Consider the following 12,123-nt stretch of genomic DNA (forward strand, 5'->3'; position numbering starts at 1 on the left):
CGTGACCTCCCCCCAGGCCCTGTTTGCAGGTTTGGCGCCGGCGTGGGTGGCCGCCGGCGCAGTGGTTTGGCTTACCAGCCGAAGCCGGCACCGACGCCAACCGAGCTGTCGTCACTGCTGAAGGCACCGCCGAAGGTAACCGTGGCGCGATCGCTGATCGCACGCTGGTAGCCCAGCGACAACGCCGACTCGCCGCCCTGGAAACCGATGCCGACGCCGACCCGGTTCTGGGTGCGGATTCCGGCGGCACTGGTGGCCATGTTGAGCATCGCCGCACTCATCGCACCCTGGCGGTCGATGCGGCGGTCCATGTGGCGCAGGCGTCCATCGATCTCGCCCTTGAACACATCGAAGCTGTCGGCGACGGCCTGGACGCGGCTGTCGGTGTAGCTGTTCGCTGTGGCCAGGCCACGGTCCAGCTGGCCCTTGTTGACGGCGTCGGTGGCGGTGGTGCCGGCGGCGACGTTGGTGACCTGGCGTTCGTTGCCTTCGCTGCCGACCGACACGGTGTTGGCACGATCGGCGACCGAACCCTGGCCCAGTGCCACGGCGTTGGCAGCCGTGGCACTGGCACCCTGGCCGACGGCAGTGGACGACGCGCCGCTGGCGACGGCGCCCTCGCCCATGGCCACCGCATTGGCGCCGGTCGCCGGGGTCCCGACCGGAATGCCAGCACCCGCCGCGGCGGCCGTCGGCGTACCCTGCACCCGCGCGGTGCCGGCCGGTGCTGCATCGGCTGTTGCACGCGCATCCGCGGCGCTGGCCAGCGGGCTGTCATCCAGCGAGGCACTCATCGCGCGCAGGCTGGCGGTTCCGGCACGCGTGCCACCGGCGGTGCGACGGTCGATCTCGCTGACCTTGCGGTCCAGCGCGCCCAGCGCATCGCCGACGTTGCTGTAGGTGGCGCCCTGGATCACGTAGTTCGGCGCCACGAACACGCCCTGCATGCCAACGCTGGCGCCACCGCCGAGGAAGCTGGCGGCATCACTTAGCGACTGGAACAGCTGCCCGCCGTTGATCGCCTGGCGGCTACCGGCGGCGATGCTGCCGGCACCGACGTTGTCGATGGTGGTGCCCTGGAAACCGGACAGGGTCAGTCGGTCACGGCTGGCGTCGTCGTAGCCGACCGCACTGGCCGCCGTGGTCTCGACCGTCGCGATGCGCGAGTCGAAGTCACCCACGCGGGTTTCCACTGCTCCCACCCGCTGGTTGGTGACGTTGAGCTGGGAGCCGGTGATCGCATCGGTGCTGCCGGCAGCGATGCGGCCGTCGGCGACGTTGACGATGCGCCGCGTGGCCGGACCGGCGGTGCCGTTGCCACCGCCGACCGAGACCACGTTGGCCTCCAGCGCGCGCGAACCGGCACCCAATGCCACCGAGTTGTTGCCGCTGGCGCCGCTGTTGGCACCCAGTGCCAGCGTCGCATTGCCGATGGCCGCGGCACCGCTGCCCAACGCATTGCTGCGGCCGCCACTGGCGTTGGCGTTGCCGCCAATGGCCACGGCATCGGTGCCGGTGGCACTGGCGGTACCCGAACCGTTGGCCTTGAAGCGTTGGCCGACCGCATCGGCGGTGGCGGCCACTGCATCGAGCTGGCCCTTGTTCACCGCATCGGTGGCCTGCGTACCCGCCGCGACATTGGTGAGCTGGCGGTTGATCGCGCTGTGGGTGACGCCGGCGGCATCGACCCACTCCTGCGCAGCACCCACCGACACCGTGTTGGCGCGGTCGGCCAGCGAGCCCGCGCCCAACGCGACGCTGTTACCGGCGTCCTTGGTGGTCCAGGTGTGGCTGCCGAGCACCGTCGCGTTGCTGGCCTGCGCATAGCTGTTGTAACCGACCACGGTGGCGCCATCTTCGGTGGCCCACGCTTCACTGCCGATGGCGGTAGTGAACTGGCCGGCGCTGGCGCTGGCGGCATCCTGTCCGGCCAGTGCGTTGAAGCCGACCGCCACGCCGTTCAACCCGGTGGCGGCGTTGTTGCCCAGAGCGGTGCCGTACTCGCCAGCCTTTGCCTGCACGCCGAAGCCGGCGCCGGCGATCTGCGCGATGGTGCCCTGGCCCACCGCCGTGGAAACATCGGCGGCCTGCGCAGCACTGCCTACGGCGGTGCCGAAGAAGCCGGCGCTGGCACCTGCACCAAACGCCGTGGCGCGCCAGCCGCTGGCCTGCGCGAAGTTGCCGACTGCGGTCGTTTCGCGGCCATCGGCGATCGCGCCGTAGCCCACTGCGGTAGCCGCAAGGCCGGCGGCCTCGGCCATGCCGCCGACAGCGGTCGCCCCGATGCCCTGCGACTGCGACTGCGCGCCGATCGCAATGCTGGCGGCGCCGCCGCTGCTGCTCTGTGCACCCAGCGCAACGGCACTGTCTGCGGTGCTGCTGGCACCGCTGCCGATGGCCACGCTCTGCTCGGCCGTGGCCAGTGCGTCGACGCCGACCGCCGTGGCATTGGCAGCGACCACCGTTGCGCCGCTGCCCAACGCGGTAGCGCCGTTGCCAATTGCATTGGCCGCATTGCCAGCGGCGAGCGCGTTGTCACCCTCCACCAGTGCGCCTGCTTCGCCATCGGCATTGCCGCTGGCCTGGAACTGGCGGCTGGTCTTGTCGGCAACGCTGGCCACCGCGTCCAGCTGGCCCTTGTTCACCGCATCGGTGGCTTCAGTGCCGGCTGCAACATGGGTCACCTGGCGCTCACCGCCCGCGGTTCCCACAGCCACGGTATTGTCGCGCTCGGCCTTGGAGCCGGCGCCCAGCGCCACGCTGTTCAACCCACTGGCGGTGGCACCGGCACCCAGCGCAGTGGCATCCGCCGCATCCGCCCACGAGTTCCAGCCGATCGCGGTCGCGTAGTCTTCGGTCGCCCACGCACCCGCACCGAATGCCGCTGCACCAGTGCCGCTGGCACGCGACGGGATCAAGCCGAAGAAGGTGCTGCCACCAATGGCCACACTCTCCTCGCCACTGGCCTCGCTGGACTGACCTACGGCCACGGCACCGGTACCGGCCGCGGCAGCGCCGAAGCCGACTGCCGTGGTGTTGGCACCACTGGCCGCCGAGCCATAGCCCAACGCGGTGCCGAGGCGTCCGCTTGCTTCGGCATAGCCACCGACGGCGGTGGTGCCATCGGCCGAGGCGGCGCTGCGGAAGCCGCTGGCCAGTGCCTGCGTGCCGCTGGCGTTGGATTCAGTGCCGGTCGCGGTGCTGTATGCACCACTGGCCTGTGCACGCGCACCCACGGCACTGGCACCCAGCTCGCTGGCGCTGGCGCCGGTGCCGAGCGCAAGGCTGTCTTCGCCGGTGGCCTGTGCGGCACTGCCCAACGCTGCGGCGTTGTCGCCGGTGGCCAGCGCATCGAGGCCCACCGCCGTGGCGTTGGCCGCCAGCGCATTGGCGCCGCTACCGAGTGCGGTGGCGCCGTTGCCGATGGCGTTGGCCGCATCACCGGCGGCCAACGCGTTGTCGCCCTCAACCAGGGCGCCGGTTTCACCATCGGCGTTGCCACTGGCCTGGAACTGCCTGCTGGTCTTTTCCGCTGCAGCGGCTACGGCGTCGAGCTGGTTCTTGTTGACCGCATCAGTGCCCTGCGTGCCAGCAGCCACGTTGGTGATCTGGCGGGTATTGCCACCACCGCCCACCGACACGGTGTTGTCGCGGTCGGCGATCGAATCGGCACCCAGCGCCACGCTGTTGGCCGCGCGCGATTCGGCGGCGTTGCCCAGTGCGGTGCTGTTGATGCCACCGGACCAGGCGCCACCACCGACGGCGGTGGAGTAGTTGCCCGATGCTTCGGTGGCCAGCACGCCGAACAGCGAACCGCCGACGGCAACACTGTTGGTGCCGGTGGCCAGGCTGCCCTGGCCGGTGGCCGTGCTGTAGGCACCGGAGGCTTCCGCATCGCCACCCACTGCCACACTGTTGGAACCGGAGGCATTGGCGAAGTTGCCGAAGGCGGTGGCGTTGAACGCCGAGGCCTGCGCATAGCCACCGATGGCGGTGCTGTAGCCACCGGTCGCTTCTGCACCGATGCCGAACGCTGCCGACGCGGTGCCGCTGGCCACGCTCTCGCTGCCGACAGCGGTGGCCGCATCGCCGCTGGCATTGCTGAAGTAGCCCATGGCTACGGCCTCTTCACCGGACGCTTCGGACAGAACGCCATTGGCAGTGCTTCCGGCGCCACTGGCAACGCTGGCCGCGCCGAACGCCGCGCTCTGCTCGCCGCTGGCTTCGCTTTCCGCGCCCTGTGCGGTGGCGTACTCACCGGTGGCCTGCGCGTTGGCACCGACGGCGCTGGCGTTGGCGGCGCTGGCCAGCGCGTTGAAGCCGATCGCCTGCGCGTTGTTGGCCAGCGCATTGGCACCACTGCCGAGCGCGGTGGCGCCGTTGCCGATGGCGTTGGCCGCATCACCGGCGGCCAGCGCGTTGTCACCGTCCACCAGGGCACCAGTCACGTCGTCGCCGTTGCCGCTGGCCTGGAAGAAGCGGCTGGTGGTGGTGGCGGTGGTTGCCACTGCATCCAGCTGTGCCTTGTTCACCGCGTCCGTGGCTTGGGTACCGGCAGCGACGTTGGTGACCTGGCGTTCGTTGCCGCTGCTGCCCACCGACACCGTGCGTGCACGGCTGGCAACCGAACCGGCACCGAGCGCGACAGCATTGCTGGCGCTGGCGTTGCTGCCGGCGCCCAATGCGATCGCACTTTCGCCGCCGGCCACCGTATTGGTACCGATGGCGATGCTGTTGATGCTGTTGCCCAGCGCCTGGAAGCCCAGTGCCACGCTGTTGTCGCCATAGCCGAATGCACCGCGGCCGACCGCAGTGGAACTGGCCCCATTGGCCCAGCTGTTGTAGCCGATGGAGGTTGCGCCGCTGCCACTGGCCCAGGCCGCGTTGCCAAAGGCCGACGCGTTGGTGGCGGTGGCCCACGCACCCGAACCGAACGCTGCTGCGCCACTGGCCGTCGCCCAGCTGTAACCCCCTACCGCGGTGCTGTCATCGCTGCTGGCGAAGGCGCTGTCACCAACCGCGACCGCATAGCTGCCGGTTGCACGCGACGTGCCGCCAGCAGCGAAGCTGTTGTCCCCGCTGGCCTTGGCCGCATTGCCGAACGCGCTGCTGGCGGCGCCGGTGGCCTGTGCGCCGCTGCCCACTGCGGTGGCGTTGGCGACGGCGGTGGTGCCTACCTGCTGCGCCGTGCCGTCGGCACCGATGATCGGCTGGTTGTACTCGTCGTAGGCCTGGCCGAGGCCACCGATGGCAACACCGCCGTTGCCGGTGGCGCTGCTGTTGCGACCCACCGCCACGCTGTCATCACCGATCGCCGAAGCGGCGGCGCCATGTGCAACCGCACCGGCGCCGATCGCATTGCTCGACGAACCGGCCGCCACCGCGCCTTCGCCCTCGGCCAGCGCACCGGCATCACTGCCCGCTTCCGGCTGGGCCTGGAAGAAGCGCGCGGTGCTGTCGGCGGTGCTGGCCACGGCGTCCAACTGCGCCTTGTTCACTGCATCGGTGGCTTCGCTGCCGGCAGCGACGCTGGTGATCTGCCGTTCGTTGCCGGCACTGCCGACGGCCACGCTGTTGGCGCGCACCGCTTCGGAATTCGCGCCAAGCGCGACGCTGTTGGCGCCACGCGCGGTGGCGTAGTACCCGAGGGCGGTACTCTGCGCGCCGCTGGCCCAGGTCTGAGCACCGAGCGCGCTGGCATTCTCACCCGGGGCGTAAGCGAAGTAGCCGACGGCGGTGGATTCCGCACCGGACGCTTCGGTCAGGCTGCCGTTGGCCACCGCACGATCACCGCTGGCGATGGCACCGGCGCCGACGGCCGTCGCCGCTTCACCGCTGGCCTGGGTCTGCACGAAGAAGCCCAGGCCCGGAATCAGGTCGGCCGGGCCACCGATGGCGACGCTGCTGGTACCGGTGGCGTTGCTCTGCGTACCCAGCGCCGTGGAGTAATCACCGATGGCATTGGCGACCGCACCGAACGCGGATGCCTGCGCGCCGGCGGCATAGGCACCTACCCCGTAGGACGACGCCGCAAACCCGCTGGCTTCGGCACTGGCGCCCACCGCGGTGCCACCGACACCGGCACTGGTGGCGCCGGTTTCCACCGGTACGCCGCCACTGGTGATCAGCGGATTGCCATCGGCATCGACAGCGGCACCACCGACGGCGACGCTGCCCGGGCCGTTGGCCTGTGCGTTGTTGCCGAACGCGGCACTGTTCTGGCCCGAGGCCAGTGCGTTGTTGCCCACGGCGGTTGCGTTCTGCGCAATGGCGTTGGCGCCCGCGCCCACAGCGGTGGCGCCGTTGCCGATGGCGTTGGCCGCCTCGCCGGCCGCCAGTGCCTCGTCACCTTCGGCCAGCGCGCCGGCATCGCTGTTGCTGCTGCCAGTAGCCTGGAACCGCTTGGCGGTGGCATCGGCCACGGCAGCCACGTCCTTCAGCTGGCCGACATTGACCGCGTCGGTATCTTCAGTACCTGCCGCAACGCTGGTGATCTGCCGGGTCAGGCCGTACTCGGTCGCACCGACGGACACCGTATCGACACGGTCGGCCAGCGAGCCTGCGCCCAGCGCCACGCTGCCGGTGGCAACCGCCGCCGAATTGGAGCCCAGTGCGGTGCTGTATTCGCCCACGGCGGTACTGAATGCACCCACCGCAATCGAGGCTTCGTTTGCGGCAGTGGCGCCTCGACCCAGTGCGGAACTGCCTGGGCCCATCGCCACAGCGCCACCACCTACGGCAGTGGCGCCGTCGGCGCTTGCTTCGGACAACGCACCCAGCGCGGTGGCCGCGCCGTTCTCGCTGGCGGCATAGGCGCTGGCGCCAACGGCGGTGTCACCGAGACCGAACGCTGCGGCGCTCTGCCCGACCACCACGCTGGCATCGCCGATCGCCAATGCGCCTTGTCCGAACGCACTGGCGCCGAGACCGGCGGCAATGGCCTGGGTGCCGACGGCGGTGGTGGCATTGGCCAAGGACTGGGCGCCGGCACCGGCGGCTACCGCGCCTTGCCCGTCGATCTTGGCCGCGTCGCTGTCATCACCTGCGCCATCAGCCTTGAAGTAGCGGTCCCCAGCTGCGGCGACATCCGCCAGCGCGGCCTGCGTGGCGCGCGCCTGCGCATCCAGCTGCCCCTTGTTCACCGCATCGGTGGCCTGGGTACCGGCGGCCACGTTGGTGATCTGCCGTTCCTTGCCGGCATCGCCGACAGACACCGTGTTGGCGCGCGTAGCCTTGGAGCCTGCGCCCAGCGCAACGCTGTTGGCTGCACTGGCGCTGCTGTTGCCACCGATCGCCACCGCGTTGCTGCCCTTGGCACTGGCCGTGCCTTCAACCAGGCACTTTTCCAGCAGCTTGCCGCTGAGTGCCACACAGGTGGCGCTGCCACCGATCTGCACCGACTGTGCAGCGGCGGAACTGCTCATGCCCAATCCCAATACCAGGCCCAGTGCCACCGCCAACAGCGCGGGCGTGGCCTGTGTCGTATCGCGGCGCTGGTCGACAACACCACCGCTGCTGTCGGAGGAGGCCAGCTCCGAGGCCACCACCAACTGACCCAATGCTTTGTTCCAGACCTTGCGATAAATCCGATTCATCGGTACGGCTCCTGATTGGACTGGTTTTGGGCAAAGCGACGCCATCGCCGAGCCTTCTGGCCCAGCGTCCCCTGGGGGCGTCTATTCGCGTGATTTACTGCGGGTAATGCCGAACGGCGCGCAGCGACAGAAACCCGAGCGCATGCGCCAAGCGGTTACTGCGAAATGAATGATTCTGAAACGGGCTTCAAGTGTTAACGGCAACTTTGCAGATCGTCAAGACTTTGACACGGCAAATCCTATTGCCGTGAAGCAGTTCACCATTTCGCGTGTTTATAAAAGAACTTCGTTATGCACACGTGACGAACTGCTGGCGCATGAAAATCGATGTAACTAGCGGGCGCGACAAGGGTTTCGCGCGCGCAAAGAAAAACCCGCCGGCAACGCGGCGGGTTTTCCATACGCGATGGCATTGCGCCGTGCGCGCAATGCTGCGATCAGCCGCACCACACCCGTGCGTTGCGGAACATGCGCATCCACGGCGAGTCACCCTGCCATTCGGCCGGCGCCCAGCTCATGTTGAGCGCGCGCGGGGTGCGCTCGGGGTGCGGCATCATGATGGTGACCCGGCCGTCGCTGCTGGTGAGGCCGGTGATGCCATCCGGCGAACCATTCGGATTCAGCGGATACTGGCTGGCAACGTTGCCATGGCCATCAATGTAACGCAGCGAGACGCGGGCCGCGGCCTGGTCGACGGCCGTGTCGAACACTGCCTGGCCTTCACCATGCGCCACCGCCACCGGCAGGCGCGAGCCGGCCATGCCACGCAGCAGGATCGACGGCGACTCCACCACTTCCAGCAGTGCGGTACGGGCTTCGAACTGCTCGCTGGCATTGCGGCGGAACTGCGGCCAGTGCTCGGCACCCGGAATGATGTTCTTCAGCTGGCTCATCATCTGGCAGCCATTGCACACGCCCAGCGCGAAGCTGTCTTCGCGTGCGAAGAACGCGGCGAAGGCATCACGCAGTGCGCTGCGCTCCAGGATCGAGGTAGCCCAGCCACGGCCGGCACCGAGCACGTCGCCATAGCTGAAGCCACCACAGGCCACCAGGCCGGTGAAGTCCTGCAGCGCCACGCGGCCTTCGATCAGGTCGCTCATGTGCACGTCGAAGGCGCGGAAGCCGGCGCGTTCGAAGGCGTTGGCCATTTCGATCTGGCCATTGACGCCCTGCTCGCGCAGCACGGCCACGCGCGGGCGCGCACCGCTGCTGATGAACGGTGCGGCCACGTCTTCGTTGAGATCGAAGCTGAGCTTCGGCTTCAGGCCCGGTGCGTTGAAGGCACGTGCCACCTCGCGCTCTGCGTCGGCATTGGCCGGATTGTCGCGGCGCTTCTGCATCGCGTGGGTAACCGACCACCACGCGTCGAACAACGCTTCCCAGCGCCATTCGGCCAGGTTTTCGCCACCCAGCGACACGCGCACCACCGGTGCGGTGGTCGGCTTGGCGATGCGCTGCGCGCATTCGGTCAATGCATGGCGTTCGACAAGGTCGGCAAACGCGGCGCGGTCTTCGCGTGCGATCTGCACCACCGCACCCAGTTCTTCGTTGAACAAGCTGCGGAACGGATCGTCACCCCAGGCATCGAGGGTGATGTCCAGGCCCAGGCGCGAGGTGAAGGCCATTTCGCACAACGCGGCGAAGGCACCGCCGTCGCTGCGGTCGTGATAGGCCAGCAGCAGGCCGGACTGGCGCGCATCGCGGATCAGTTCGAAGAAACCCCGCAGGCGCTGCGGATCGTCCAGGTCCGGGGCGGCACCGGCAAAGGCCGGCAGTTCGCTGTGGTCGGCATGCACCTGGGCCAGGATCGAACCACCCAGGCGTTGCTTGCCGGCCCCCAGGCCGATCAGCCACAGCTCGCTGTCCACCTCCCGGTCGAGCAGCGGGGTCAACTGCTGGCGCACGTCGGCCACCGGCGCGAACGCCGAGATCACCAGCGACACCGGCGACACGCTCTTGTGCGCCTCACCCTGGTCGTGCCACTGCGCCTGCATCGACAACGAGTCCTTGCCCACCGGGATGCTGATGTCCAGCTGCGGGCACAGTTCCATGCCCACTGCCTTCACCGCGTCGTACAGCAGTGCGTCTTCGCCCGGGTGGCCGGCCGCGGCCATCCAGTTCGCCGACAGCTTGATCTCATCCAGCGCATCGACCGGCGCCGCGCACAGGTTGGTCAGCGCTTCGCCCACCGCCATGCGTGCCGAAGCAGCCGCATCGAGCAGGGCCAGTGGGGTGCGCTCGCCGATCGACATCGCTTCGCCGGCGACGCCGTCGAAGTCGGCCAGGGTGATCGCCACGTCGGCCACCGGCAGCTGCCACGGGCCGACCATCTGTTCGCGTGCGGTCAGGCCACCGACGCTGCGATCACCGATGGTGACCAGGAAGTTCTTCGAGGCGACCGTCGGGTGCGCGAGCACGCGCAGGCCTGCTTCCTGCAGATCCAGGCCACCGGTCTTCAGCGCCGGCCAGCGCGGTGTCGGCGGGTGCGCAGTGTCGCGGTGCATCTTCGGCGGCTTGCCGAACAGCACGTCCATCGGCAGGTCGATCGGTGCGTCGGCCGGGGTGTGGCCCGGCACGGCGCCATAGGCCACCACCAGATTTTCCTCGGCGGTCGCCACGCCAACTGCAGCGAACGGGCAGCGCTCACGAGCACACAGCGCGGCGAACTCGGCCAGGCGCTCCTGGGCCACGCCCAGCACGTAGCGTTCCTGCGATTCGTTGCACCACAGCTGCATCGGCGACAGCGACGGATCATCGGTGGGCACCTTGCCCAGATCGATCACGCCGCCGACCCTGGAGTCGTGCAGCAGTTCGGGGATGGCATTGGACAGGCCACCGGCGCCGACATCGTGGAAGAACTTGATCGGGTTGTCGGCGCCCATCGCCACGCAGCGGTCGATGACCTCCTGGCAGCGGCGTTCCATTTCCGGGTTGTCGCGCTGCACGCTGGCGAAGTCCAGGTCCTCGGCGCTTTCACCGGAGGCCACCGAACTGGCGGCACCGCCGCCCAGGCCGATCAGCATCGCCGGGCCACCCAGCACGATGACCGCATCACCGGCCTGCAGCGGGATCTTGTCGACCTGCACGCGGTCGATCGCGCCGAGGCCACCGGCCAGCATGATCGGCTTGTCGTAGGCGCGCACCAGATCGGCGCCTTCGGGCAGTTCGAAACTGCGGAAGTAGCCGAGCAGGTTCGGGCGGCCGAACTCGTTGTTGAACGCCGCGCCACCGAGCGGGCCGTCGGTCATGATTTCCAGCGCCGGTGCCATGCGCGGGTTCAGCGCGCGCGGCGCCTCCCACGGCTGCGGCAGTTCCGGAATGCGCAGGTGCGAAACCGAGAAGCCGGTCAGGCCGGCCTTGGGCTTGCCGCCGCGGCCGGTCGCGCCTTCGTCGCGGATCTCGCCACCGGCACCGGTCGAGGCGCCCGGGAATGGCGCGATCGCGGTCGGGTGGTTGTGCGTTTCCACCTTGATCTGGAACGCGCTGGGCACCTGCGGCTCGCGGCGGTACTCGCCGCTGGCCGGATCCGGGCGGTAACGCGACGCCGGATGGCCTTCAATCACCGCGGCGTTGTCGCTGTACGCGCTGAGCGTGTGCTGCGGGGTCTGCTGGTGCGTGTTCTTGATCATCCGGAACAGCGAGCGGTCCTGCTCCTGGCCGTCGATGGTCCAGCTGGCGTTGAAGATCTTGTGGCGGCAGTGCTCGGAATTGGCCTGCGCGAACATCATCAGTTCCACGTCCGACGGCGACCGGCCCAGCGCAGTGAAACGCTCGCGCAGGTAGTCGATCTCGTCCTGGGCCATGGCCAGGCCGAGGCGCTGGTTGGCGGCCTCCAGCTGGTCCACCGGCACGCGCTCCAGTTCACCCCGGGCCGGTGCCGAGAACAGCGCCTGGCCCTGTTCCACGGTCTCCAGCACGGACTGCGTCATCGGGTCGTGCAGCGCCTTGACCAGCGCCTGCTGGGCGGCGGCATCGGCCGGCCAACCCTGCACGTCGATGCGCAGGCCACGCTCGACCCGGCTGACCGGCTGGCCGGCACCTCGGACCAGTTCGGTGGCCTTGCTCGACCACGGCGACAGCGTGCCCAGGCGCGGCACCACGATGCGGCTGACTGCGCCTTCGGCCACGGCTTCGGCCTGCGGCGCCGCTTCGAGGATGCGGCACAGCGTGGTCAGGTCGGGGGCGGCGCTGCCTTCGGGCTGCACGAAGTAGACGTGCCAGGCACCGCTGATGCGCAGGGAGGGAGCGATGGACTGCAGGCGGGATTCAAGACGTTCGCGGCGGAACGGCGACAGGGCGGGCGCGCCCTCGAGGACCATCATGTCCGGGGAACCGTAGTTGGGAAACGGGCCCGACATTGTACCGGAAGCGGGGGAAGGGCTCTGGCCGGGCGGCGCCCGGCACCCGCCGAGGCCAGGGCAACAGCAACAGCAAGAGCTGGCTTCCTGTGGGCTGGCGGGGCGGTGGGGGCCAGCAGGACACGCCGTAAACCCATCCATGGGGGCTCGATGGCGCCATCCATGGCGCC

2 protein-coding genes are annotated in these 12,123 nt (G+C 69.1%); both read right to left on the reverse strand.

The features are described 5' to 3' along the window. Positions 1–71: 71 nt before the first annotated feature. Entirely contained in the window at positions 72–7,595 is a 7,524-nt protein-coding gene (locus O0J15_RS00575) for an ESPR-type extended signal peptide-containing protein (protein WP_308304901.1), read from the reverse strand. Between the two features lie 437 nt (positions 7,596–8,032). After that, positions 8,033–11,917, reverse strand: a complete 3,885-nt coding sequence (gene purL / locus O0J15_RS00580; protein WP_308304902.1) for a phosphoribosylformylglycinamidine synthase — start codon at positions 11,915–11,917, stop codon at positions 8,033–8,035. Between the last annotated feature and the right edge of the window lie 206 nt (positions 11,918–12,123).

This window comes from Stenotrophomonas sp. Sm10, from assembly GCF_030985515.1.
Classification (GTDB): domain Bacteria; phylum Pseudomonadota; class Gammaproteobacteria; order Xanthomonadales; family Xanthomonadaceae; genus Stenotrophomonas; species Stenotrophomonas hibiscicola.

What these genes read in the sequence shown, in the direction of transcription:
- O0J15_RS00575 (WP_308304901.1), bottom strand. Translation starts at nt 7,595, where the DNA reads ATGAATCGGATTTATCGCAAGGTCTGGAACAAAGCATTGGGTCAGTTG.
- purL (WP_308304902.1), bottom strand. Translation starts at nt 11,917, where the DNA reads ATGATGGTCCTCGAGGGCGCGCCCGCCCTGTCGCCGTTCCGCCGCGAA.